At 48.1% G+C, this 25,591-nt stretch carries 26 protein-coding genes and 1 pseudogene; 16 read left to right on the top strand and 11 right to left on the bottom strand.

Going from position 1 to position 25,591, the window contains the following annotated elements:
* The first annotated feature begins 40 nt into the window (after nt 1-40).
* The 6 genes and pseudogenes from AAX04_RS03555 (at nt 41) to AAX04_RS03535 (ending at nt 8,688) form a co-directional block, all read left to right on the top strand.
* The gene (locus AAX04_RS03555) at nt 41-1,453 is read left to right on the top strand and encodes a sulfatase (RefSeq protein ID WP_084761176.1); all 1,413 of its coding nucleotides are present in this window, start codon (nt 41-43) and stop codon (nt 1,451-1,453) included.
* 105 nt (nt 1,454-1,558) lie between these two features.
* Nucleotides 1,559-1,879 (top strand): annotated as a pseudogene (locus AAX04_RS11610) (aldehyde dehydrogenase family protein).
* Nucleotides 1,880-2,020: 141 nt separating this feature from the next.
* Complete coding sequence (locus AAX04_RS03550) at nt 2,021-3,046, top strand: TrmB family transcriptional regulator sugar-binding domain-containing protein (protein WP_066794119.1); 1,026 nt, start codon at nt 2,021-2,023, stop codon at nt 3,044-3,046.
* Between the two features lie 191 nt (nt 3,047-3,237).
* Entirely contained in the window at nt 3,238-5,637 is a 2,400-nt protein-coding gene (locus tag AAX04_RS03545) for an ABC transporter substrate-binding protein (protein WP_066794117.1), read from the top strand.
* Between the two features lie 163 nt (nt 5,638-5,800).
* Complete coding sequence (locus AAX04_RS03540; protein WP_066794115.1) at nt 5,801-7,528, top strand: FAD-dependent oxidoreductase; 1,728 nt, start codon at nt 5,801-5,803, stop codon at nt 7,526-7,528.
* Nucleotides 7,525-8,688, top strand: coding sequence for an FAD-binding oxidoreductase (locus AAX04_RS03535; protein WP_066794112.1), 1,164 nt, complete (start codon nt 7,525-7,527; stop codon nt 8,686-8,688). Before AAX04_RS03540 ends, AAX04_RS03535 begins: the two co-directional genes overlap by 4 nt.
* A 15-nt stretch (nt 8,689-8,703) precedes the next feature.
* On the opposite strand, the gene AAX04_RS03530 is transcribed toward AAX04_RS03535, so the two are convergent.
* The 3 genes from AAX04_RS03530 to AAX04_RS03520 form a co-directional block, all read right to left on the bottom strand.
* The gene (locus AAX04_RS03530) at nt 8,704-9,006 is read right to left on the bottom strand and encodes a hypothetical protein (protein ID WP_066794109.1); all 303 of its coding nucleotides are present in this window, start codon (nt 9,004-9,006) and stop codon (nt 8,704-8,706) included.
* A 128-nt stretch (nt 9,007-9,134) separates the two neighbouring features.
* The gene (locus AAX04_RS03525) at nt 9,135-9,530 is read right to left on the bottom strand and encodes a PIN domain-containing protein (RefSeq protein WP_066794105.1); all 396 of its coding nucleotides are present in this window, start codon (nt 9,528-9,530) and stop codon (nt 9,135-9,137) included.
* The gene (locus tag AAX04_RS03520; RefSeq protein WP_066794102.1) at nt 9,508-9,780 is read right to left on the bottom strand and encodes an AbrB/MazE/SpoVT family DNA-binding domain-containing protein; all 273 of its coding nucleotides are present in this window, start codon (nt 9,778-9,780) and stop codon (nt 9,508-9,510) included. The genes AAX04_RS03525 and AAX04_RS03520 overlap by 23 nt, the downstream gene beginning before the upstream one ends.
* A 169-nt stretch (nt 9,781-9,949) precedes the next feature.
* Here AAX04_RS03520 and AAX04_RS03515 point away from each other — a divergent pair, with 169 nt between their 5' ends.
* Together AAX04_RS03515 and AAX04_RS03510 are read left to right on the top strand one after the other, a co-directional pair.
* A complete protein-coding gene (locus AAX04_RS03515; protein WP_066794099.1) occupies nt 9,950-10,480 on the top strand; it encodes a PaREP1 family protein in 531 nt (176 codons plus the stop codon).
* An 87-nt stretch (nt 10,481-10,567) separates the two neighbouring features.
* Nucleotides 10,568-11,527, top strand: coding sequence for a GNAT family N-acetyltransferase (locus AAX04_RS03510; RefSeq protein ID WP_084761175.1), 960 nt, complete (start codon nt 10,568-10,570; stop codon nt 11,525-11,527).
* Here the strand turns inward: AAX04_RS03510 and AAX04_RS03505 are convergent.
* The 5 genes from AAX04_RS03505 to mqnC form a co-directional block, all read right to left on the bottom strand.
* Nucleotides 11,508-14,501: a glycosyl hydrolase gene (locus tag AAX04_RS03505; RefSeq protein WP_066794093.1), complete on the bottom strand. Its 2,994-nt coding sequence runs from the start codon at nt 14,499-14,501 to the stop codon at nt 11,508-11,510. The two genes, AAX04_RS03510 and AAX04_RS03505, sit on opposite strands and share 20 nt — an antisense overlap.
* Before the next feature lie 57 nt (nt 14,502-14,558).
* A complete protein-coding gene (locus AAX04_RS03500; protein ID WP_066794090.1) occupies nt 14,559-15,134 on the bottom strand; it encodes a DUF655 domain-containing protein in 576 nt (191 codons plus the stop codon).
* 7 nt (nt 15,135-15,141) lie between these two features.
* Nucleotides 15,142-15,489, bottom strand: a complete 348-nt coding sequence (locus AAX04_RS03495) for an RNA polymerase Rpb4 family protein (protein WP_066794088.1) — start codon at nt 15,487-15,489, stop codon at nt 15,142-15,144.
* Nucleotides 15,490-15,654: 165 nt separating this feature from the next.
* On the bottom strand, nt 15,655-16,494 hold the full coding sequence (gene dph5 / locus AAX04_RS03490) for a diphthine synthase (RefSeq protein ID WP_066794085.1): 840 nt from the start codon (nt 16,492-16,494) through the stop codon (nt 15,655-15,657).
* Between the two features lie 41 nt (nt 16,495-16,535).
* Complete coding sequence (gene mqnC, locus AAX04_RS03485) at nt 16,536-17,612, bottom strand: cyclic dehypoxanthinyl futalosine synthase (RefSeq protein WP_066794081.1); 1,077 nt, start codon at nt 17,610-17,612, stop codon at nt 16,536-16,538.
* A gap of 102 nt (nt 17,613-17,714) precedes the next feature.
* Here mqnC and AAX04_RS03480 point away from each other — a divergent pair, with 102 nt between their 5' ends.
* Nucleotides 17,715-18,812, top strand: a complete 1,098-nt coding sequence (locus AAX04_RS03480; RefSeq protein ID WP_066794077.1) for a CofH family radical SAM protein — start codon at nt 17,715-17,717, stop codon at nt 18,810-18,812.
* On the top strand, nt 18,809-19,540 hold the full coding sequence (locus tag AAX04_RS03475; protein WP_066794074.1) for an MqnA/MqnD/SBP family protein: 732 nt from the start codon (nt 18,809-18,811) through the stop codon (nt 19,538-19,540). The genes AAX04_RS03480 and AAX04_RS03475 overlap by 4 nt, the downstream gene beginning before the upstream one ends.
* Here the strand turns inward: AAX04_RS03475 and agl3 are convergent.
* From agl3 to pcn, 3 genes are read right to left on the bottom strand one after another with little or no spacing between them, the layout of a single operon-like run.
* Nucleotides 19,537-20,703, bottom strand: coding sequence for a UDP-sulfoquinovose synthase (gene agl3, locus AAX04_RS03470; RefSeq protein ID WP_066794072.1), 1,167 nt, complete (start codon nt 20,701-20,703; stop codon nt 19,537-19,539). The genes AAX04_RS03475 and agl3 overlap by 4 nt on opposite strands.
* A gap of 49 nt (nt 20,704-20,752) precedes the next feature.
* Nucleotides 20,753-21,802 carry a DNA primase small subunit domain-containing protein gene (locus tag AAX04_RS03465; RefSeq protein ID WP_066794070.1) on the bottom strand — a complete coding sequence of 350 codons (1,050 nt, stop codon included), beginning with the start codon at nt 21,800-21,802 and terminating at the stop codon, nt 20,753-20,755.
* Nucleotides 21,802-22,569, bottom strand: a complete 768-nt coding sequence (gene pcn / locus AAX04_RS03460) for a proliferating cell nuclear antigen (pcna) (RefSeq protein ID WP_066794067.1) — start codon at nt 22,567-22,569, stop codon at nt 21,802-21,804. The genes AAX04_RS03465 and pcn overlap by 1 nt, the downstream gene beginning before the upstream one ends.
* 82 nt (nt 22,570-22,651) lie before the next feature.
* On the opposite strand from pcn, the gene AAX04_RS03455 reads away from it, so the two are divergent.
* The 6 genes from AAX04_RS03455 to AAX04_RS03430 all read left to right on the top strand — a co-directional run bounded on the left by AAX04_RS03455 (nt 22,652) and on the right by AAX04_RS03430 (nt 25,409).
* On the top strand, nt 22,652-23,092 hold the full coding sequence (locus AAX04_RS03455) for an HIT family protein (protein ID WP_066794064.1): 441 nt from the start codon (nt 22,652-22,654) through the stop codon (nt 23,090-23,092).
* A gap of 31 nt (nt 23,093-23,123) precedes the next feature.
* Nucleotides 23,124-23,804: a hypothetical protein gene (locus tag AAX04_RS03450; RefSeq protein ID WP_066794061.1), complete on the top strand. Its 681-nt coding sequence runs from the start codon at nt 23,124-23,126 to the stop codon at nt 23,802-23,804.
* Nucleotides 23,801-24,472 (top strand): hypothetical protein, encoded by a 672-nt coding sequence (locus tag AAX04_RS03445; protein ID WP_066794058.1) that lies wholly within the window; start codon nt 23,801-23,803, stop codon nt 24,470-24,472. Before AAX04_RS03450 ends, AAX04_RS03445 begins: the two co-directional genes overlap by 4 nt.
* Nucleotides 24,447-24,725, top strand: coding sequence for a winged helix-turn-helix domain-containing protein (locus AAX04_RS03440; RefSeq protein WP_084761174.1), 279 nt, complete (start codon nt 24,447-24,449; stop codon nt 24,723-24,725). The genes AAX04_RS03445 and AAX04_RS03440 overlap by 26 nt, the downstream gene beginning before the upstream one ends.
* A 134-nt stretch (nt 24,726-24,859) precedes the next feature.
* Nucleotides 24,860-25,117 carry an AAA family ATPase gene (locus AAX04_RS03435; RefSeq protein ID WP_066794055.1) on the top strand — a complete coding sequence of 86 codons (258 nt, stop codon included), beginning with the start codon at nt 24,860-24,862 and terminating at the stop codon, nt 25,115-25,117.
* Between the two features lie 13 nt (nt 25,118-25,130).
* The gene (locus AAX04_RS03430) at nt 25,131-25,409 is read left to right on the top strand and encodes a hypothetical protein (protein ID WP_066794052.1); all 279 of its coding nucleotides are present in this window, start codon (nt 25,131-25,133) and stop codon (nt 25,407-25,409) included.
* Nucleotides 25,410-25,591: the final 182 nt, after the last annotated feature.

Genomic DNA, 25,591 nt, shown 5'->3' with positions numbered 1-25,591 from the left:
GGCGTAAACCTATTTAACCAAGCTGAAGCAAAAAGTGAGCATGGTTGCCAAGCCTGACTTGAATATTATAATCGTGGTTCTTGATAGCCTCAGGCAGGATCACGTTGGCTTCTATAGGTCTATTCAAGGCTTTTCAAGCATCTTTGATGGTGTTAAGCCGCCTGAGACCCCTAACCTTGACAGGTTGGCTTCTGAGAGCGTGGTATTCACTAATGCTTACCCATCCGGCTTACCAACCATACCTGTTAGGGAGGAGTTGCTTACTGGCCAGTTCACCCTGCCCTACCACCCGTGGTCACCGATGCACCCAGACTCATACACAATGCCTGAGCTGCTTAAGGGCCTCGGCTACTTAACTGGGTTAATCTCAGACACATACCACCTGTTTAAGCCAGGCATGAACTACACTAAGGGTTTCGATACCTGGCTATTCATAAGGGGGCAGGAGTATGATGCATACGGCATACCACCACCAGTTAATAGGAGGCTTGAGGATTACGTGACTAAGGATTACTACACGAATTATGTTGGTTCAAGGAGTTACGCTGAGTTAGTTGCCCAATTCCTTGCTAACATTGATGATTGGAGGGGTGAGGAGGATTGGTTTGCTGCAAGGGTCTTTAGGGCAGCCTCAGAGTGGGTTAGGAGGGCTTACAAGAGTGGTGGTAGGTTCATGCTTTGGGTTGACAGCTTCGACCCACATGAACCATGGATACCACCACCGAGGTTTGATAAGTACACCGACCCAGGTTACAAGGGTCCAAAGTTAATAATGCCCATGGGTAGTGAGGCTAGGAGGTGGTTTACCGAGGAGCAGGTAAACTACATTAGGGGTCTTTACGCCGGTGAGGTTGCCTACGTCGACCACTACTTCGGTGAGTTCTACAATACGCTAAGGGACCTTGGACTACTCGAACAATCCATCATAATACTGCTTGCAGACCACGGACACCCACTGGCTGATCACGGTAAGTTCCTTAAGGGTGGTGACAGGCTTTACAACGAGCTACTCAAGGTACCATTCATGGTTAGGCTGCCTAACGGTAGGCACATGGTCACCGATGCAATTGTCCAATTCCCAGACCTACTACCAACAATACTTGAGCTACTTGGACTACCTGAAACATACACATACCCACTAGCCGGTAGAAGCTTCACCAGCGTGCTTAATGGTTCAAGTAACTCACATAGGAGGTACGCCATAATGGGTTACCATGAGGCTGTTGATAGGTGTATTAGGGATGGTGAGTGGAGTCTAGTATATAGGCCCGATGGGAGGCATGAACTATATAACATTAGAAAGGATCCAAAGGAGAGGATCAACCTAATCAATGAACATTCAGACAAGGCCGAGGAGTTGCTTAACGCACTGGCGTTATGGTTCATGAACAGGAGGACACCAATAAGGCAGATACAGGCAAGGTATGAGCTAGGGGGAACAGGAAAGGCTTAAGCATAATCACCATAAATCCACATATTACCCTACGATCTTCCCCATCGCATTCCTCATACGGCGATACTCATCAACTGTGAGGAGTATGATTACGGTTATTTCCTAATGCCCACGATATTCGATAACGTGATCCCAGACATGAGGATAGCCGGAGAGGAGATCTTTGGCCCAGTACTGGCTGTAATGACCTATAGGACCCTTGACGAAGCCATAGATTATAGTTAACTCCACTGAGTATGGCCTAATAGCCGGCATAGTAACTAAGGGTATAAGGATATTAGTGAGGCCGTGAGATTCGCTAAAGGAGTTAAGGTGGGTGTGGTTAAGGTGAATAAACCATCCATAGGCCTAGAGCCCTGGGTACCTTACGGTGGCGTTAAGGGTTCAGGCAACGATGTGTATAAGGAGATGGAGGAGGCTATTTAATTCTTCACCAGGGTAAAGGCTATATATGTAGGATACTGAGGCAGCATACGGTGAGTATACCTCATACCTAGCCACACTTAAAACAATGCGAGTGCTAATGGTGAATGCTTATAAAGCATAGTATACAATAATGGCACTGACATGGATAGGGATCAATTACTTAATGCGTTATCCATGATGGGGTTAACTAATAGGGAGGCCGAGGTCTTCCTTACCATACTTGAGAGGGGTGAGGCCAGTGTTAAGGATATACTTGAGTCTGTTGATATACATCAGCCTCAGTTGTATAACATCTTAACAAGCCTATTGAGGAGGGGTTTTATTAAGGTGTCCAGTGGTAGGCCCAAGTTGTATAGTGCCTACAGCCTCCCCACAATAATAGATACCTACATTTCAACGTTAACATCAGTGAAGGAGTTAATTAAGGGTGCTAAACGGAGGCACCATGAGAGTCAGCGGATATACATGACTTACGGCATTGATGGTATAAATAATGGTATAGTTGAGGTACTTAATAATGCAGAGGTGGAGGTTTACGGCGAGATTCCAGTATGGTTACTTAAAAGGAATCTAAGGTCCTTCATAGAGACCTTGAGAAGGGATGTTAGGCTATATCTAATAGTATACCCAAGCCTAGAGGGGGTTGACTTAAGCGCATTGAAGGACCATGGGGATCAGGTTTGGATTAAGGTGAATAGGCTTGGTGACTTCCTTCTACTAGCTGCCGACCTAAGCATCGGCATTTATGCAAGTAGAAGGAGTACGATGAGGAGAAGTGATGCTTACGGCTACGTATTATATGACACCGATATGCTGGCAAGGCTCATGACCATATTCACCTCAACATGGCGTGAGTCTGAGGATGCACTTTACATTAATCCCGAGGAGGGTAAATATCCACGTAGATTTTTAAGCATGTTCTTTGCAATATTGACCATACAAGCGTTACTAAGCAGAGGCCATAATCCAGTGGTGATTGTTAAAGGTACATACCTTAAGAATGGGGAGCCGGTTGAGTTGAGGGGGAGGGTCTCAAATATAAATATGTATAATAGGGTCTCAAACATTGTTTTAAATACTGGTAATGCGCAATACAGCATTGGTGGTTATGATGCTGAACTTGAGGACATTGAAGCCAGGGAGATTGTAATAGAAAGCCTTAATTAGAATTGTGATTACTAATGTAGAACTAAGTCAATAATAATTACAAAAATTTAAATGGTGGATATTGGTTAATATTGATTGCTAACATACCTTTAGCCATGTTTACTGACGTGCATAACTATGCAGGTTTTAAACTATAAAAATATAGTATATTCGAATAAAACTTTTAAAGCACTGGCAACCATAGTTATCCTATGTACGGTGTAAATGAGAGGTGGGTCTGGCTACTATTAAGTGCCATGGTGGTTGCAGCCATCGTGTTATCTGTAAATTACGCATATGCCCAACAATCTTACCCAACGTACACGCTTTATTACGCAGCTCCTTGGTATTATGTTGTTGTTCCGCCTTGGCCCGCGCCCTGGTATAACACATTCTCATCACTAAGCCTTTGGCCAATTTGGTGGGCAAGTGACTATGCCCCATTGGCCCTATGGAATCCTACTACTAATGAGTTTTGGCCTGTTTTGGCCAAGTCTTGGGAGGTTTTCCCGCAGAATAAAACCTTCATAATTTACCTTAGGCCTGGCTTGTATTGGTTTAATGGTTCAGCCACTATACCGTTCACCGCTTGGGATGTTTACGCGTACTTCTACATTGAGGCTAAGGCCTTTGATTCATACGCGCCGTTCATAAGTCCTCAAAATGCTGACAAGGACATTATAGTTCTTAATAACTACACTATTGAGTTTCACTTTGATGTGTGGTCGCCGACTGAGTGGATATGGATTTTAATAACCAGGCCTGAAACTCCATGGCCAGTTTGGGAGAAGGTTGTTAATGAACTCAAAACCATGAATGCCTCGCAAGCATACACCTTCGGTCAGAAGAATATCACTGAAATGGTCGTTCCCTACTGGAGCCTTGGACCATATTACGCCGTGAGTGTCAGTCCACAAACCATTACCGTTAAGTTGGATCCACCTTGGCTATTGGCTAAGTGGGATGAAATATTCCCATTCCACACTTGGCAATATTACCCAGAGTTGAATGCATATACAGCCCTCTCTAGCGGTACAACGCAGCTACTTGAGTTAATGGCTACACACAGTAACTTTTTCGTACTTGGTTGGACGGCTCCGCCTGCAACATACCAGGTTGCTATTAAGGATGGTTACGTGTTTAACCCAATGCCAGACATCTCCACCATGGGCTTCTCGCTCCCACTCTACTATCCTTGGAATATTCCTCAGGTTAGGCAAGCTATCGCATATGTCATAAATAGGACTGAGGCAACACTAGCATGGGGACCACCTCCATACGCATACTACCCGGTTTGGGTACTTGCACCGATACCTGCCCCTAATGTGGTTCCAGGCCTATACTTAACAATACCTGAGAGCATTAGGAGCGTAATAGTCAACTACACTGTTAATTGGACTTACGCCTCCCAGCTCCTCGAGTCTGCTGGCCTATACTACAAGAATGGTCAATGGTACCTACCAAACGGAACACCACTAACGTTAACGCTATACACAGATGGGCGTACTGACTGGTTAACTATAAGCTCTGAGATTGCTGCTCAGTTGGGTAAATTCGGTATACCAACTAAGCTCATATCAGTTGAGGCTGCTACCTATTACACTGAGGAGTCATCATGCCAGCTACCGGACTCCGTGGACTTCGTGTATGCTGGGCTCAATAAGGGTGGTTATGATACATTCTGGGTATACTTAACAGCAGCGCAGTGGAATGCCTACACACTCTTCCCAGGTGGTTGGTGTGCACCAGGTACTGTCACTCCCTTCGCATTCCCGATTGTTCAGAATAACCAGATTACTGGTTGGTATTGTAAACCGGTTACGACTAATCTACCCATACCTAACAATACGATTGTTTGGTGCGTGAACTCAACATTCGGCTACATAAATCTAACAAACTGGGAGAATGCCATAGCTGCTGTTGAGCCTGGTTCAGCTGAATACGGTGAGTTAGTTAAGGTGTTCTACTCATGGTTCGAGTACTGGGTACCCGCGATACAAATCGGGATTGAGGCCATTGCCCAGGGTGCAGTCCCCAAGTACGTCGACATGGGGTGGTTGATGAAATGCATACCATTTAATGTAAGCAAGTACACCGAGGCAGCTTACACGCTAGAGTACCCGCATGGCATGTCAGGTGCATCATTCGACACCATAGACCTAGTATTCCTAGGTGGCTTTGCGCCTCAGGGTGTTGTTCCTCCTTTGGCTGAGGCTATTATTAATGGTAGTCTTTGGACTAGGTATCCTCAGTATGCTGCTTTCATTGGTTTGCCTAGTCCTGACCCTGAGTTGCAGGCTTGTGCGGCTTCATACTTCCACACAACGTACACACCAGTAACAACAACCACAACCACAACGACCACTACCCCGGTTACTACCACTACCACGTCTACGACTACAACCACGACTACAACTACTGCTGTTTCAACGGTGACTTCAACGGCAACAGTAACGAGCACTGTAACAAGCACCTCAGTGTCAACCACAACAGCAGTAACCACAGTAACAGTAACCAAGCCAATAATATCAACAGCACTAATCGCTGGAATAGTGGTCATTGTAGTAGTTGTTGCAGCCGTGGCTGCATTGATAGCATTAAGAAGAAGGTAAATGATAATGTGATCATCTAAACTTTAAATATAGATTAAAAATAATTAATCCTTCTTTGAATCCGCTTTACTCAGTTAATCTCCCATAGATGGGTGAAAAAAACTTATGCCGAGATTGTAAGTAGGTTTCCAGGCTTATAAATCCCTCTGAGTTGGCTTAACCAATGACTAACGATGATAGTGGTAGGTTAGGTAAGCCGGTTATGTTGAGTAGCCCGAGGACTGGTGAACCCAGGGGATTTATTTGCTGTGAGTGGTGGTGTATGGGTTATTGGCTTAGTAATGGGTCACTGAATCAGTGTGTCGGCTCCAGCCCTCAGGGACGTGACTTGGGTTTGTTCAGCAGCTTTGCTAGGCCATCTGTCCTACCTAGGAGTAGGCTTGTTAAGCTTGCCTGGCCCATTGTCGTTAGGTTTGCTAAGGGGATGAGGCACGTTGACCCATCTCAACTCCCCGAGCCCCCAAGGGCTAAGCTGGTTAAGGTGAACAGTGATGTGCTTGTGGTTGGAGGTGGGTTGGCTGGTTTAGCCACAGCTATGGAATTGAGTAAGCTTGGGTTGAAGATAGCCTTAGTGGACGGTAACGGTGAACTTGGCGGCAGGTTGATTCACGTGGAGGGTGAACTGGGCGTTAAGGTTTCAGACTACACCAGTAAGGTTAAGGATGAGTTAGGTGACCAAGCATTAAGCGGCGTCGTCTTCGACGGCTTCCTGGAAGATGCGGCAGTGGGCCATTCGTTGGATGGGTCCAGGCTGTTTCAATTCAACTATAGGGTGATTGTAGTGGCCACTGGGGTTAGGGAGGTTCCACTGGTCTTCCCAGGAAACTACAAGGTACCCATGTACACTGGTTTAACATACCTTAAACTGGCCAAGGATGGCTTGGTTAAGGGTGAGCCCATAGTCTACGGCACAGATGAGTGGGGTATTGCAGTGGCTAAGTCACTGGTTAAGGCTGGGTTAACACCACTAATCATGGACCATGCAATACAGCCTAGGACAGGTAGGCCAAGCGACCTAAGCGGACTTAGGGCAATAATGGGTGCCTACATAAGCGAGACGGAGGTGGAGGGGGGTAGGTTTAGGTTAAGGTACCAGGTGCCCGAGGGGCCCAAGAGGTTCAGTGAGGGTGAAGCCACTGGCGATGCCTTAGTGACCACCGTGAGGGTCCCTGCAATTGAACTTCTGGCTCAATTGGGTGCTGAACTGGTCTACGACATAGTGCTGGGCGGTATAGTGCCAAGGCACAACTGGGGTGGGGGAGTTACTGGGTTGAGTAATGTGTACGTGGTGGGTGAGGCCAGCGGCCTGATACCCATTTCAACAATTCCAATTCAGGCGAGGGCCGTGGCATACTCAATAGCAGCCACATACGGCCTAGTTAAGCCTGAGGAGGCTGACCAGGCCGTGGCAAAGCTGAGGGAGGCACTTGTCACATCCAACCCAGCTGCGCTGGACGCCTTCAATAGGCTTGAGAGGGGCCTACACGACGTAGGCTACTTCCAGGAGCCAAACGTCCCAGAGGTTCCACAGTGGGTCAGTGACCTGTACTTCCTGGATAAGGCCGATGAACAATTGATCTGCTTCTGCGAGGACGTAACCCTAGGTGACCTACTCAGGGTTACGAGGGAGTTCACGGGGCTTAGGGGGGTCAAGGTGACTGTGCTTCATGATGAGGTCCCCAAGTACCGTGAATTGAAGATGCCGAGGATGGAGTACATTAAGAGGGCCACCGGGTTAGGCACTGGAGCCTGCCAGGGTAAGTTATGCATGGTGACTGCGAACCTAATGCTGGCTAGGTTAACCCAGAGGAAGCCAGGTGAATTCGGCCTATTTAGGCAGAGGTTTCCACTTAACCCAATGCCAATGGGCACCCTGGGTGATGCGGAGTGATAAGGAGGGCAGTCCACACAGTCGATGTGGTGGTCGTTGGGGGTGGGGTGGTTGGGCTGGCCACAGCCTACAACCTGGCTAAGAGGGGTGTTAAGGTGGCTGTGGTTGATAGGGGCATAATTGGGGGTGGTAGTTCAACTAGGAATGCGTCAAGGTTCAGGGTCCACTTTGGCAATGTGGAGAACACTAGGTACGCTATTGAGGCCGTTAGGGAGTTGGATAGGCTTAAGGGTGAGTTAGACTGGAACCCAATGATAAGGAGGGGTGGGTACCTGTGGCTATTTAGGGATAAGGAGTCGCTGAGGGCCTTCGAGGAGGTTAATGAAAGTGTCTGGAGGCCCCTAGGGGTACTGGTTAGGTTCATGGATAGTGGAAAGTTGGAGGACAAGTACCCATACCTGAACAGTAAACTCTACGTAGGTGCAGCCCTCGGCCCCCAGGATGGTGAACTCCACCACGACTACGTGATATACGGCTACCTAACCAAGCTAAAGGAGATGAATGCCATACTCCTCGATGAGACGCCTGTGTCTAAGATAACCGTGGTTAACAATGAGGTTAGGGGGGTTGAGGGTGTGGGTGCGGTGATCAACGCCAGGGTGGTTGTGATAACCGCTGGAGCCTGGAGTGGGGAGTTGGCTAAGACCGCTGGTGTTGAGTTACCCATTAATGCTGTTAGGAAGGAGATCGGCATAACGGCACCCATCAGGTTCATGATTGAACCATCGTTAATCATAGATACCCGCGTCAACGCCTACTTTGGGCAAACCCTCAGGGGGGAGGTAATTGGGTCAATTGATATTGATGAGGAAGCGGGCTTAAAGCCCTTCAACAACACGCTTAGGTGGCTTAAGGCCTGGGTTAAGGCAATGGGTGAGGTCATGCCCATTTCCAGGAGGCTACCTGTGATTAGGGTTTGGTCCGGGTACTACGAATTAACGCCAGATAACAGCCACATAATGGGGAGGCTTGACTCATGGCCAAGGGGGCTTTACGTAGCCGCTGGCTTCAGTGGGCATGGTTTCATGTTTGGGCCCTTGACCGGGAGGCTCATGGCTAGTTACATACTGGATGGAAAAATAGACCCACTCATGGAGCCCTTCCTACCTGACAGGCTGGTTAAGGGTAAGTTGATAAGGGAGCACCTGGTTATTGGTTAAAAATTTAAGGAGCAACTATTGGCCAGTTGCCTTAGCTTCACTGGGCTTTGACTCCTTTGCCTCAGTTGCCTTAGGCTTTGCTTCAGCCTCAATGACCTTGAGGTGGTACTCCACTTCAGGAATATTATACTTCTTCGCAACCTCCATCCCATAGTTAACAATATCCCTATAGGCATCCTCATCCTCCCTAATCATTAACCTAGCCGTATACACTATGCACTCCACAAGCTTCTCCTTAAACTTAAGTTGGTTAGCCGCATTATTAGCCTTAACAGCCTGCTCAAGCTTCCCCTCCCACTGCCTACAGGGGTTAGCCATGACCAAGCCCACCACGGAGGCTTTAATAAGTTTTCATCAATCAAACAAGTACATTAAACCATATAAGGGTTAGTCCTGAACGCACAATAAGCCATTTCAATGTGAGGTATTGTAGTTATGAAAAGTCATCATGGCATTACCACTACTCCCCTTTTACTCGCAAGGTTTCTAAGTCTCCTATCATATGTAGCTAAGGACCCTTCCAGCATGGCCACGGAGAGTATTACATAATCATTCATCATGTCTATTGGTGCATTATCATCCCTCATCATGACTATACCACTGCGTACTACATCTAGGTCCTCGTGTATTATTTCGAATTCCATCAATTCACTTAACTTAATCATAATTACACTTATATTCTTAGTTAGTCGTGCTAAAACCCCTAGAAACTCATAAAGAATAATATAAGGTATTACAACATTATATTTTAGTAATATGTCATAGGCTTCCTCATGATGCTCCATATCTTCAAATGTTGCATAAACTAAGACGTTAGTATCAACAACCACCCGCTGCTTCATTATTAACATCACCAATCATCTCATTGATAACTTCATTACCAGTCTCCCTTATTAATTCCTCAATCTCATCAGGGGTTAGGTTCCTGCCAAGCTTAAGTGTAGTCCATCTTCTACGGTAAGGCCTAATAATGATTACCCCCTCCTTTTCATTAAGTGTGATATCAACATAATCACCCTCCCTAATATCCAGCTTACTCCTTATTTCAGCGGGTATAGTTATCTGAAAGTTCCTAGTCACCTTAACACGCATAGTTACAGCTATTGTTAACTAATATTTAAACTTTTCTAGTAGAATATAACTATAAATACATAACCTTAAGGCTATTAAAGGGTTTTAAGAATTAAGGCTTAATTAGAAGTAAAATAATTAACCTATACCATGCGGGATAGTTTTTAAATTAAGACACGTAAGCAACTACGTGGAGGAAAGATTAACATCACCAAAGATTGATAGGAGGGCTTACATTAGGGCTAGGGTCCTGGAGGTGCTGGGTGACTTAGATGTGGGGATTAACATGTGGTTAGCCGGTGGAAGCAAAAATGCCGCAGGCAAGGTCTTTAACGCAGTGAAAGCCCTCCTTTCGGCATTAGTAACCAAGAATCTGAGTAAGTTATCCTCAAATGAATGGTACATGAAGAAGGGATACACAGCACCCACGCATTCACTTAAAGGGATATCAATAGACTTAGGTAAGTTGGGTTACACAGGAATAGATAACTTGGTTGATAAGGCATTCCTACTTCATGATTACCAATATAACGGCTTCGACCCAGACCTCTCCAAATATAGGACCAGGGATGAGGTGCTTCACGACATTACTACCGTAATTGAGGCCATCCTACGTAATGTGAAGGACTGGTTCAGGGAGGAGTGGGACCAGGACTTAGACAAATTTTACACAATTACCGAATCCGACTTTAAGAAGCTAACGACGCGCTCCACAACGTAAAGCGCAGTAGGGTCTTGTCTTTAATGACCCTTCAATGGCAACCCTGGTTTATAGTATACCTTTTAAGCACCCACCTCAGTCATTGGTATGTTTCGTGTGGTTTCACCTAGGGAGGCTGATGTGAGTGATTCATGTAGGCTAGTTAAGCTACTCTGCACATGCTTCAACGATGCATGCGGCTTGGTTAACTATGCGTGTAGCGATGGTTTACGTGGCTTGTTCTCAAGGTACCCTCACTATGAACCACACCTAGTCTTCATAGCTGAGGAGGATGGGGCCATAGCATCAACCCTCCACGTCCTTAACCGCATAATTAGGCTTAACGGTAATGCAGTAAGGGTTGGTGGTGTTGCTGGCGTGTGCACTGACCCGAGGTTTAGGGGGAGGGGCTTGGCCACTGGGTTGCTTAAGTACGCTGTCGACGCCCTGAGGGGTGGTTATGATGCCCTGGCCTTATTCACAACCTTCGGTGGTGCTGCGTATGCAATATACAGGAGGGTTGGCTTCAACGACTTCTACATTAGGGAGTACGGTGTTGCATCAGTAATGGACCTACCCAAGGCCAATTATGCATCGGCAGCGGTGGACGAGGCCAGCGACTCCGATGCGGATGCACTACTCAACCTCTACAATAAGGTTACCACTAACCTAGATGGCCCACTGGTTAGGACTAGGGACTACGTTAGGGATCACCTAATCAACGCCACGTGGCTTAAGTTAACGAGACCTGGCGTTAATGCTAAGGTGGTTAAGTTGATGAGTGAAGGCATCTCCGCTTACGCATTGGTGACTGGTGTTGATAATGATGGTCTACTTAACGTTGAGGAACTTGTAGCCGAGAATTGTGAGCCAGTGTTAAGTCTGGTTAACCAGTTGGTTAAGGATACTGGGGCTAAGGGGGTTAGGGTGTATGCACCACTGGCTATGCTTAGATGCCTAGGAGCCAGGTTATTCACAGTGCAATCCGTGTACATGTTAATGAACCTGGAGAAGATTGAAATTAGCAATGTTAGGGACAGGTACATATTCAGGGTTGACCAGTGGTAGCCTCCCTCCTAAACATAACCACCCTGGCCTCCTCAAGCCCAAAGGGCCTCACCACATATTCATCAGTCCAATTACCATCAACCACGTAGAATGCTTCAGGCCCCACGCAGTTTAAGTCACCCCTCCTATGGAGTGGCCCAAGCACATTACCCAATGTACCCACCAGGGTTACCTTAACCTCATTAGTACCAGGCTTAACGTACCTCGTAATGTCTAGTTCACCGTTCCTCTGAATAACCTTAGCCGCCTCAATGCCGTTAATGCTAACCACTGCTAAGGCTGCGTTGAACCTTAACATAAGCGTAACCTTATCCACATCCTTCACGTCGATGTTAAGCGTTTTGGTTAACTCAACTGAACCGCTGTAAAATGGGTAACCAACCTTTGTTAAGTCAACTGGGTCTATTAATGAAGCCCCCTCTTTACGTATCACCGACTGTCCCCTTGGCCTAGCCTCCACTGTGAACTCACCCAGTAGGTACATGGGCTCCAGTTCATGTTCTAAACCAACAATTCCCTCAACATCAATCACGTTAACCCCCTCCTTAACCACATCCGTCACGTCGTACATCTTAAAGTTCCAGTCTAGCCATGTGCCCGTAGCCTTGGTTAGATTAACCTCCCTACCGTTAATTACCAGCCTCCTAACTAGGCCATCTTCAATGGCTAAGTAGAGTCTGCCACTGGGCTTCTCGGCGACGTTAAACTCAACCCTGATTAGGTAGTTTGACCCAACACCCATGTTAGCCACGTGTTCCTTAACCCTCGGCATTGGTAATGGTTCACTCCACGAGTCCCCTAACTTAACCCTTGCGTAATCAAGGACGAGCACATTGGGGTTAAGCCTACGCATAGCCCAGGGGCCACTTAGCTTAATTTCACTAACCTTAATGAAGCTAGTTGGATGTTCACTCATTGGTTCACCTGGCTTAAGTATAAGTAGTTTAGAGCCGACGGGCGTCAGCCTAACCTTAACCCAAGTCCTACCACCACTGGTGGACCCTGGGTATTCACTCACCTCCCCAGTTAATGGATCCCAATCCTCAACCTTAAATAAGCCCCTGAAGCCAACCTCAACCTCATGCTCCTTGGCCCTACTGGTGTTCGCCATGAAGGCTACTAGTGAGTCCCCCACACTCCTAACGTGAATTAAGACATCACCGTCAGTATCAGTCTTGGTCTTAACCACCGTGCCTAGGTCTAGGCTACTTAAAACACCGCCTAATTCACCAATACCATTAAGTACCTTAACCCTACCCAGCAGTTCATTAAGTTCAGGTGCCTCAACACCATCAATCATCGTTGGTAGGGGCTTGATGGCGATCACAAAGCCCCCGCCCTCAATGAAGTTCTTAAGTAGGTTGAACGTGCTCCTGAGCATGTTGTAACTGGGTGGTATAACAACAATGCTGTACTTAGCCTTACCCACGGTTAGTCTCCTACCCTCAACTCTACCATACTTAGCCAGCAGCAGTTCATCCCCAAGTTCAAAGTCCACGTGAATCTTAGTGAATTCCTTAATCAGATTCATGAACATATCGTTCACGGCCGCTGCCCTAGACTCATTAACGGGGCTGTAGGTGGCCCATACACTACTAATTGGGTGCAGTATCAACACGTCCACTAGCCTAACCCCCATTGATAATGCGTAGCTCAGCCTGGCGAAGTAATCCTCAATAACCCTATTGAAGCTCCACCACGGTTGACTCCAGTGGATGGTTAAGCCATAGTCGGCCTTCCTCCTACCCCTCAGTGAGTAGGGTACGAGGTGGTGGTTGAGTAGGTTTACCCCCAATGCGTACAGGAAGTCGCCAATCCACTTCCTATCCTCGAAGGTTGGGTGGTGGCCCGTGGCTCCATAGGTCTCACTGAGAACCCTCTCCTTACCCAGTTGATTAGCCACACTGGCCACCTGTTTTGCCGTTAGGAAGGTACCCCAGGTTTGGTTGCATAGGTGGTCCATGCCGGGTACGTGCATGTACTCGTAGTGGGGCATGACAGCGCCAACAACGAGCTGCGAGAGTAAGGTGTCCTCCATTAGGTAATGCCCAGTGAACCTGAGTCCATTGAAGCTGCACCAGTCATGTATCCTCCTGCTGAAGTTCTCAACAAACATCATTGTTATTGTCCTCCAGTAGTCAAGCCTGGTCCTAGTGTAGGAGCCTATGTCGAAGAAGAGTTCAGGTAACCTATTAACAATATCATACCCATTAGCCTTCAGGAACACCTCAGGTAACCTATCAGTCCAGGGTAAGGCGTACTGGGGGAATGGAGCCCCCCTCAGTGGTGTTACCCTACTCCTCCTAGGTGGCCTTGACGCTGTTAAGTTCGGTTCATCGGTGAATATACCAGGTACTACACCACCTATGTAACCCTTAAGGGCATTTACATGGGGCCTATAGGCGATTTCAATAAACTTATCAACGGTGTCTGGGTTAAGTAGGTCAACGTAACTGAAGCCACCGTACCATGGGTCACCTGGTGATGCCACATGCCTAATGAAGTTGAGGTAGAGGTAACCATCCTCAGCCTTAATGCCACTAACCCTTTGACACTCCCTAGGTATCAACCCATCACCTGTGGTGCACTTGAAGACCGCAATAACATCACCACCGTTGAAGGGTGCAGTGTGCGGTATCATGATTATGGACTTAGCCCTATGTTCAGGGCCAAGGGCTGGTACATAACCCCCTGCGAACCCTGATGGCCACCTATCCTCGTCATAGAGCCAAATTAACATGCCCAGTTTAGAGGCCTCCTCAACAACAGCCTTAAGCCTGCTGAACCACTCATCACTAAGGTAAGGTGTTAGCAACCCCTCCCTAGCGTGGAAGAAGGCGCCGCCGAACCCACCCTCCTCAAGAATTTTCAATTGCCTAGCCAACTCACCTGCCTCAAGCTTGTCGTTTATGGACCAGAAGGGTATGCCCCTGAACCACTTACCTGGGTTCTTAAACTCAGTCTCGGTTAGCATTTAATGGTTAACGCCTATGTGGCTTATAAGCATGCGGGTTAACAGGTTAGGTAACCGTTAGGGTGGGGGTGGTGCAGCGAATACGTAGTACTGTTCATTACCCTGAATCTCCCTAAGAATCCTCTCCACTATCAACCTCTGCACATTGACGCCAATTCTGTTTTTGAAGTCCTCGAAGCTTTCAAAGGGCTTCTTAGCCCTCTCCTCAAGTATTTGGTTAAGGGTCTTCTTCCCAATACCCTTAAGCAGCTCAATGCTGTGTAGCTTGAGTGTTAGGGGTCCCGCCTTATTTAACCAGTCTATGAAGAACCTCTCCCTTGCCTTAACTATCTTATCAACCATTGACTCAAGCTCCTGCCTGGCCTGGGGGGTTAGTTCATCGTACTTAAGTCTCCTGACAATCTTGTTAATCTTATCCCTAACCCCATCCCCAATGTAAACCCTCTCCCCAACCTCCACAGTGGCCTCATGCTTAAGTGTGACTAGGAGTAGGGTGAAGTACTCCTCCCCAACTACCTGCAGGTACGTGTCCCTTCTGGGGAACCCTCTCCTGATTATATCCGTCTCCTTCATCAAAGCCTCCTCAGGGGGTATTATGTCTAGTACGTATGCGTACTCCTCCTTCCTAACCATTACTCAGTCACCCTGACTTTGACCTATAGGAGTTGAGTAGGTTAATCATCTCCCTCAAGTCCTCATCCTTAAACGGCCTCTTTTCCACGCTTATTATTGACTGAAGCTCCTCAACAGTGGATGGCATTATGTTGACGACTTGTATTGCCGTTATCCTGGCTAACCCATACTTCTCAGTTAACTCCTTGATTAGGGCTTGTGCATCCTCAGGCTTAACCTTACTATACCTCCTGAGGTAATCAAGGGTAATGTTAACCACCTGCGACTCTAGCCCATACTTAGTTACAATATCCTCAAGTAGCCTGAGGGCCTCCGGGTTACTTACGTCAATGTAATCCTTTATCTTCCTAACCACATTAAGTTAACCCAAATAATCTTTATAAAGATTATTATTAAGGCCCACCACTTCCTTGAAGAATTTCAAGGCTAATTAAAACCATTCCCGGCAAAGCGCCCTTAGTGTTTATGGGGGCTAAACATCATCATAGCCTCAAACCCCGCTGGCGGAAGACTTGGTTAATTACCCACTTGAGTGTTGCATAGTTCTCATGAGTGCCTTAACATGGTTAATGTGCCTCCTTAGTAACTCCTCACCAGCTCCATGGACAACCCTCAGGTACTCCTCCTCAACTGGGTTTAGGAGGCCGGGGATTAGTATTACGCTGGGTGGCTTAAGGTCAGGTGGGTTTGTTAAACTGGCGACTACTACGGCTTGGTCACTCCAACCAATCCTAGATTCAAACACTGCAGCTAGGTCGTCACTTACAATGCCCTGCTTAACTTCATCCTCAAGCCTAATGAGTACGTCAACAGCCTCCCTAATGCTCATGAACCCACCCTCATCCTTAATGTCGAGGAGTAGGGGTGTGTGGAGACCCCTGCTAATGTTGCCAGCTAGGACCTCGTAGGCCCTTTTACTAAGCACCCCACCCCTCTCGTACGTCACGGTGGCCACCGGCCCCAGTTTGTATAGCGATAGGCCAGCTTGACTAACGGCTGCGCACACAATGCTAATGCCGTTAATAACCCTGACCCTTATACCCAGTTGAGTTGCTTGTGTTACCAATGCTGAGTGGGTGGTGGCTAGCATTGGGTCCCCTATCACGGCTAAGGCTGCCGACCCCCTCTCCCTAATGGCGTTGATTATGACTCTACCGCTCTCCTCCTCGAGATCCCTCCTATTCAACTTAACCACCATCCTCCCCACGACCTTAGCTATATGGTCGCCTAGGCTAGTTTCAAACATCGACGTGTACTCCTCTATGAAAACCTCACCAACACTCCTAAGCACATTAATGGCCTCCTGGGTTATTTGCCCAGGTCCAAGCCCAACACCCACTATGTACAGTGTACCAGCCATTAACCTTCATTGCGCTCATTAATTTAAAAACCCTAAGCCCGTTAACTATAGATTTTAACAACCCTGTACCAGTTATCCCTCTCCGCTGGCCTAAGGCCAATGGCTTTTATTAAACCAACCACATCATCCTTGGTGAGGGTTGGCTTGCCAAGGCCCGTTGCTGGTATCACCCTCTCCTCGTATAGCGTGCCGCCGAAGTCGTTGGCGCCGAATTTAAGGGTTAATTGAGCTGCCTCCAGGCCGTTGGTTAACCAACTCGACTGTATGTTAGGTAACTCACCCTTGAATACTAGCCTAGCCACCGCAACCACTCTCAGCAGCGTTGCCGATGTCAATGGGTAGGGCACTTTACTCGTCAATTCGCTGTTACCTGGTTCAAAGTTCCAGGCCGTGAAGGATAGGAAACCCCTCGTCCTCCTCTGCAGTTGAATAATCCTATACAGGTGCTCAGCCCAATCCGCCTTAGACTCAACGTGACCGTACATCATTGTTGCGTTGCTCATTATACCTAACCCATGGGCCTCCTCCATTATTCTAAGCCACGTTTCAGCGGTGATCTTGTGGGGCGCTATCACCCTCCTAACATCATCAACCAAAATCTCCCCACCTCCACCGGCCAGCGTATCCATGCCAGCAGCCCTAAGTCTCTCAAGAATCTCCCTGTAACTCATCCTAAGTCTCCTAGCCAGGTAATCCACCTCTATAGGGCTTAAGCCATGTATGGCAACATGGGGTAACCTATCCTTCAATGCCTTGAATAAACCCTCGTAGTACTCAATGTCCAGTTCAGGGTTTATACCGCCCTGAACCAGGATCTGCCTAATCCCAAACCTAGAATCAACCTCGGCTGCAAGTTTAACCGCCTGGTCAATACTCATGGTGTAGGCCTCAGGGTGCCTTAACGGCCTGTAGAAGGCGCAGAATTTGCAGGCCACTATGCAGACGTTGGTGTAGTTTAATATCAGGTTGGGTATGAAGGTTACCACATTGCCGAACAACCTCCTGGTTAGGCCATCGGCAGCCATACCTAGGTCCCATAGGTTTAACTCAAGTAGTCTCTCTATGTCAGGTGGCTTTAACTCCTCACCGCTCAGTGCCTTCTCAAGGGCCTGATCCATCGGTTAATCAACCCCCTTAAGGGTTCTTTAACGTTAACCTGCACTTCACCCTGTTATGGGTATTGGGTTAGTTTTTTAAGCATATGAGGCTGTGACTTAGCAATGTGCACAATTAACGATATTAGGAATGCCGTGTCTAATGGGTTGAGTAGGGGTGATGCGTTAAGCCTATTCAACCAGTGCGACTTCAAGGCCCTAGCCAAGGTTGCTGACGAATTAACCACCCAGTTAACCGGCGACACGGTTACATTCGTCAACAACGTCGTCATTAACTACACCAACGTGTGCGTCGCCCAATGCCCAATATGCGCCTTCTACAGGCCTAAGGGACACCCTGAGGCATACTTGAGGAGCCCCCAGGAGGTGGTTAAGGGTGTCCTGGAGGCTAAGGCTAGGTACAGCATCACTGAGCTTCACATCAATGGTGGCTTCCACCCCGACTTAACCGTGGAGTACTTTGAGGAGCTGTTCAGTAGCGTCAAGAAGGCTGCACCTGACGTTACCATTAAGGGGCCGACGGCCGCTGAGGTTGACTTCTACGCCAGGATTTGGAGAATGAGCACCAGGGAGGTGCTAGAGAGGTTCAGGAATGCTGGCCTAGACGCCTTATCTGGTGGTGGGGCTGAGATCCTCAGCGAGGATGTTAGGAGGGTGATAACGCCGTATAAGTTTAATGCTGAGGCTTGGCTTAAAATATCCATGGAGGCGCATGAACTTGGGTTGAAGACAAACTCAACCATGCTGTATGGCCACATAGAGGCACCACAGCACATAGTGAACCACATCTTCTCAATAAGGGAGCTTCAGGAGAAGACTCATGGGATCCTCCTCTTCATACCAATTAAGTTCATCCCATGGAATACGAAGCTGTACAGGGATGGGTTGGTTAAGGGGCCTGCACCGGCTGAACTCGACGTGAAGGTTGCAGCTATCTCAAGGCTGATACTGGGGGATAGTGTTAAGAGGATTGGGGCCTACTGGACCTCCGTGGGTAAGAGGATGGCATCAACGTTACTAATGGCAGGTGCAAACGACCTGGTGGGCACGATGATAAATGAGCAGGTCCTCAGGCAGGCGGGTTCAGTGGAGCCCATTAAGCCAACCACGGTGGCTGAGCTGGCGCACATTGTAAGGGAGATTGGGAAGAGGCCCTTCCTGAGGGATACATTCCACGTTAAGCTCACTGAGGTGAATCAATGAAGGTAGCTAGGCTCAAATACACGCACAGCGAGCCCCTTTTCAGGTACTCTGGCTTAAACCCAGTATCTGCAAGCAACAATGAGTCAATTAAGCTTGTGCTTGAGGGTGAGGTTGACGTAGCCTTCGTACCCTTGACCTACGCAGCCCAGTACTGCGACGTATTAGGCATGATCCCCCACTACGCAATATACAGCAGAGGCCCTGTTTTATCGGCCAGGTTATTCAAGGGCTTGGGTAAGGGTTATGCTGCGGTTGAGGATACCAGCGTTAATGCAGGTGCCTTAACGGCATTAATGGGTATAACCTTCGACAGAGTTAAGGATCCCTACGAGGCACTTAATAGGTATGAGGGTGTTTTAGTGATCGGCGATGAGGCACTTAAAATGAGCTCCCGGGGGCTGCCATACATTGTTGATGTTGGTGAGTTATGGGAGAGGAGGGTTGGGAAACCCCTCGTATACGCCGTGATGGTAGCTAGGCTTGGGGTTGATTACGGTGAGTTGATGGGTGTTGTTAAGAGGATTGGGGAGTCACTAGGCATCTTCATGAGCAACCCCGAGCCGCTCATAAGGGAGGTTGCAGCCAGGCTCAACGTACCTGAGGTTGTCGTCAGGGATTACTTAACCAGGAGTATTAGGTACGTGGTTGATGATGAAGTTATTGATGGTATTAGGACTGAGCTTGAGGTTCTTAAATTACCGAAGTGTCTAAGGGTGATGCCACGTTAACCCCTCCACCTAACCCTAGGCTTAAGCACATGGGCCTTGGCCTCAATCCTATCCCTAAACCTACTTAAATCCCTAAGTATCCCCCTGGCCTCATCTCTCATGTTCCTCCTCAACCCATACATACCCAACCTGGGTAAGACCCTCCTCTCCGGTTCGTAGTACAAGTCATCCTCCGGCTCAACCCTTGGGTTTGGTATGTGGGCTACCCTAGGCTCGTAGCCAAGGACCTCCCTACTGGCATCCCTAACCAACTCAGCAATGGTGTTAAGCGTCAGTATCTCCCTGTAGTGGTAAACTGTCCTATACTCACCATCGCTTGGTGGGTTCTCTAGGAGTAGCATTAGGGCGTCTATGGTGTCCTCAAGGGAGGTGAAGCCCTTCTTCTGAAGCCCACTACCGTAGACGGTTAACTCATGGCCTATCACAGCCTCGGCGCAGAACCTGTTGAATACGGTCCCCCAAACGTCATCGAAGTCGAACCTTGTGAATAATTCATCTGAAACAATCTCACTCGTCCTAGTGCCGTACACGGGGCCCTGGTGGAAGTCGGTTATGGTTAAACCCCACAGCTTATTAGCGTAGACCAGCATGAATGAGTCAAAGACCTTACTCCAATGATACCACGAACCAGCCCACCTCGGCACCAGTATCCTATCCTTAACCCCATTAATCACCGCATCAACGAAGGCATCCTCCGGTAGCTTAAAGGCTGGGTATCCAAACTCGCCAAGGGTGCCCATCTTAAGTAGGTGAATCCTCCTGTCAACATCCCTAATGGAGTATATTACGTTTAGCGTTGACTTAAGGTTGTTGGTTATTGTGTATGAGGCGTGGTTAATGTCTATCATTGAGTATGGGGCTGAGCGTTGCTCGGCGAAGTGGACTATGGCATCTGGCCTATGCTCCTCTATTATGTGCCTAACCGAGTCGTAATCCGTGACATCGGCCTCGTGGAATATTATCCTCGAACCATAGATCTCCTCCACAGCCTTAACCCTATCATCCATGCTCAGTATGGGTAACGCTGACCATGAACCAACCTCCTCCACAGCCCTCCTGGTGTAGAAGTTGTCAACACCGATCACCTCATGACCCCTCTTAACCATCCTCAGCGCTAAAGCCCACCCCAGGTAACCGTCAATGCCCAGTATGAGGATCTTCATACGGCAAGCACCCTCCAACTACACATTTATACCTAACTCACTTAACGTGCTACTCGGCTAACTGGGCAATGCCCATCAGTATTAGGTAAACGGCCACGTGAATTGGGACACTCTCCACATCACCAGGTTCCTTAATATGGACAGTCTCCCCAAGAACCTTACTGATGGGTAATTTCTGGGTTAACCTAATCCTTGGGTTACCCCTCCTGAAGGCAATTGCCTTACCCAACACACCCTCAATGCCGCCGTCAAGGTCCCTTAGGCTTAACTCAACAGCGGATAGCCCTGTCTTCCCATGTAGGCTGTTGGGCATTCTCATGAGCCTATTTGTATCTATGGTAACTACCTCATCTATGTGTATGGCCAGGTCCGACGCCAATTCACCAGCCTTACTCTTAATTAGGCCTGCCGTAACCTTACCATACCTAGACGCAGCGTTGATTAACCTACCCACACTGCCGTACAGCCTATGAAGCTGATTAGCATCAACACCCTGCGGCACTGTAATCAGCAGTGACCTATCACCCCTATTGACTAGTATCTGCCTGGTTGGGTCAACCTTGCCCGTTAGGTAATCCGTAATCATCCTCCTCTCATCCTGGGTCAGGCTAGTCACCTCCTCAGGCCCCTCAACATGCACGTGGAAGCCCCTATGCCCCGAGAAGGTCACCCTGAGGTACTTTTCATCAATACCGAATTCATACATCAAGACATCTATGAGCCTCCTAACCTCAGTTAAGGCATCGTTAAGGCACTCGATTGTCACCAACTCAACCCCCCTACAGTTCTCCGTAGGCAAGTGATCACCATCTATGTCGAAGACTAGGTCAGCCCCAAGCCAACCCTTAGCATCCATTTCACTGGCTGCTGGGTTCCTGAAGTATGCGCTTGACAGGTATAGGTTCCTGGGCACTTTATCAGCTATGAAACCCCTCAACCCACCCCAGTCCCTAAAACCCAGGTGCCTCACCATTGATTGGGAGTGGAATGGCTGGTAGGCAACCTCCCTACTCTCAATCCTCGGTATGCCCGGTGGGTTGAAGGAATTCCTGTAGTAATTCCTGAAGAGGACCTCAACGTACCTCGTTGACTCATCCACTACTCTATCCTTGGGGCCACGAAGTAGGCTAATGTTCCACCACCCGAGATTTCGAAGGTTAGGGCCAGTGGCTTCTGGGTGGCGAACTCCACGGTCACTATGTCGCTTATTTGAAAGGCGCTGTTGACTATGTCTGAGAGGTAATCCACGCTGTAGGTTGCCGTTGCCGTCTCCTTGTTATCGTACTCAAAGAGCACCTCCCCACCCCTCTCAAACTTAATCTCAGTCTCACCCCTATCACTGGACGCCCTTATGTACAAGCCATCCTCCTTACCCTCAAACTTGGCGGCATCGGCAATAACCTCAACATCCTTCACGGCCTGCCTAAGAGCATCGCTGGCTAACTTAGCGGTCACGGTGAAGACAACCTTGGGTGTTGGCAACTGTTCAACGGGAACATCTATCAGCGGTAGCTTAACGGTCCTGGTCACCTTACCCGTCATCCTTATTTTGAGGCTGTTCTCCTCAACCTCAAAACTAACGCTACTACCCTTACCAGCCCTCCTCAATATCTTCTTTATTTCGCCGAAGTTTATGCCAATGTTCACGTCCTGGTCGACGTCAGGGTACTCGTCGAAGGCGGTCCTAGGCATGTACAAGTCAACCATGGCCGTCCTGGATGGGTCAAGGGCCCTCAACTTAACGCCATCCTTAGTCAGGGTTAGCGTGGACTCCTCAACAAGCACCGCTACGGCGTCCATTATTAGGTACCACTCCTTGCCATCCGGGTAAGTCAACTTAATGCTACCCACGCCCACTACAGCCATTTCAGATTTTATAAGGCTTACGACCCATAACCCAGGTATTAGCCATAGTTTTATAAAGGAGCCGCAACCTGAGCTGCTCCCAATGGATGATTGCGTCTTCTGCAGGATAATAGACGGTAGGGAACCTGGTTACGTGGTTTACGAGGATGAGGAGACTATTGCTATACTTGACAAGTACCCGATAAACAAGGGCCACATACTAGTCATGCCCAAGAGGCACTACAGGGACATATTCGAGATACCACCCAACACCCTATGCAGGGTAATGGAGACTGTTAAAACCATAGCCGCAGCCGTGGTTAAGGGGCTCAATGCCGATGGAGTTAGGTTAATACAGAACAACGGCTCATCAGCAGGGCAGGTGGTCTTCCACTTCCACGTTCACGTAATACCCTACTACGGTGGTGGGTTTAGGTTACCCAGGCTGGAGCTTAGCCATGAGGAGGCTGTTGAGGTTGTTAACAAGGTGACTAAGGCACTTAGGGAACTTAGGCCCAATGCACACTCCCCCAGAGAGAGTTAAGCATTTTTTACACCAGCCAAGTTAATGAACCATGGTTAGGATCAACACCGCCAAGTGGAGGGGTGTATTAATCAGGGCTACCATAGTAGTGCTAGTGTTTGCACTACTACTTGAGGCCATCTTCATGTATATTAACATCCAAGTATCAAATAACCTAAGCCTACCTGGATCCGCCTACGTACAGCTTAATAAGAGTGATGCATACGCATTGATCATTGAGTCGCTGCCTAACGTTAAGTATAGGGTGGATGTAACGCTCCAGGTTATTAGAGGTTCAGCGCTGGTTATTTTAGATAACGGCAGTAGAGTCGTGATCACGGCGAGTACTACGCCTCCACCTCCTATGATTAGGTTAACCTTAACTAGGGGTTTAAGGTACATTGGCTCCTTCCCGCAGTGCAGTGGGTACTATGCATGGTTTAACCTTAATGGAAGTTTAGTTAACCCAGGCTCCTTCATACTGGGCAATGCCACGCCTAAGGTCATCGCGGTACCCTTTACGGTATTCCTAAGCAGGCCCATTAATGCAACCCTAGTCAACCTAGGCCCACTTTCAACTTTAACGCTAAGTAATGCCACATATATAGTGAATGTGCTTAACGTTGTAAGCTGCGACAATGCAATTAGCCTAACCCCAGCTCTAATAGTGGTTGGCCTATCCAATGGAACCATAGTCGGCCTATCGTGGGGCTACAGGGTGGTTGAGGTATGAGTATGAGTGACGTGGTTGACAAGGTGCTTAGGCTTAGGGATGCGTTAGAGACCGTGGAGGGCATTAACAATAAGCTTAATGAATTACCCAAGTTATTCATAGTCATATTAACCGTGACCGTGGCGACACTGGGGGTCTACGATACCCTGTGGTTCATGTTAGGGACCGTTTACGCCTCATTAAGCTTCCTGTGGATGCTAGTCATCCTTGGGTTAATCCTCTTCTCACTTTACTACATGGCGCACAGGTTGGACAAGGCCAGTGAGGTTAAGGGGCCTTACCAGGATTGGGGTGATAAGCTTAAGGAGGGGGCACTGGGCGTGTTGGCTGTACTGGAGGGTTTGGATTGGGATTACGTGGAGTATAGGGTGAATAGGGCTAGGTCACTCTACCCAATCCTACTCATCATAGATGAGGCCGTGTGGGCGGCGCTATTCTACTTCATAGTTGGGTTTGCCTACGCATTTCTGAATTACCTCCTATTCAACATAACAAGTGGCCCATTGTACGTTTTTACACTGGCTAGTTCAGTGGTTTTGGCAGTAGCCCTAACCCTGGCCGTAACCTGGAATGAGGTGGTTAAAACCTTCAAGACCCTGTGGAGTCTTGATTCACTGCTCTGGGAGGTTAGGTGGCTTTACCATGAGTACAGGAAGCTTCAAACCTAACCTCTACGTACTGGCGAGGATAATCAAGACTCTAATGGATAATGGAGTCATGAGGAGGACTAACCTAGCCCAGGCATCGGGGTTATCGTACGATAAGCTCCAGAGGTACCTAAACTGGATGAGTGAAAGGGGCTTAATCACAATGGATGGTGACGGCTACGTTAGGCTAACTGAGGAGGGGGCTAAGGCTTATGATGAGTTGGTCCAGTGGATAATAAGGTACGTCGGCAGCCTGAGGTTAAGCAGGTACTAACACCTATGCCCAACCTAAGCTATGCATTAAGTCTTGAACTTAACCATGCTTATAAGCCTCTGTGGAGTCTGAGTAAATCAAGTTTTATAAGTTCCTGTGGAGTGCCAGTGCACAGTGATTGAGGATTACAATCCATGTCGAGGGATAGGATAAGTGAACTGGAGGTTTACAGGAGGTTTGAGGAGGCTGAGGTTAAGTGGATCCCCGACGCCATTGATAAGATCAGTTTCACACCCTTCTCCCTAAACTTCCTCTTCGGACCTAGGCAGGTGGGTAAGTCCACGGCATTGCTCCTAGCCATTAAGAGACTACTGGATGAGGAAGTTAACCCAAAGGCAATATTCTACTATTCATGCGACAAACACCTACCGCCTCCAGAGAGATGGTGGTGATAAAACACTGCTAATGTTACCCCTACCCTTCCCTAGGTATGTGGAGCTCTTCAACGTTCACTTACCTAGGGGTGACTTAAGCTTCACCCTGTCGAACTACCAAGCATACAACCAATTCATCCCAATCCTAAATGATCTTCTGGAGAGGTATGAGGTGACTGGTGAATTCCCAAATGCCATTAGGGACCTCCTAAGGACTGGAGGCAGTCATCAAAAGTTTCCAATGATGTACTCAGCGACTTCATCTGACCTCTTCCCCGCCCTTAAGGGCGAGGGTTCCCCGAGGTCTTGAGGGTTACACCCCTTTTGCGGGTGCTACTTGGTTGTGCCCTACGATGAATGATAGGGGCTTTTTGATGACTAGGGGTATCTTTCCAATGGCTCTTCTCATTATGTTTAATGCCCCGTTTAGGTCGCTGTGTAGCTTATGCCCCATTGGGCAGTGGGCAACACCTCTTGGTTTTCTCTTCACCT

The organism is Caldivirga sp. MU80 (assembly GCF_001663375.1).
Lineage (GTDB): Archaea > Thermoproteota > Thermoprotei > Thermoproteales > Thermocladiaceae > Caldivirga.
The sequence above is the reverse complement of the archived record's forward strand: the minus strand, read 5'-3'. Positions and strand labels throughout refer to the sequence as shown.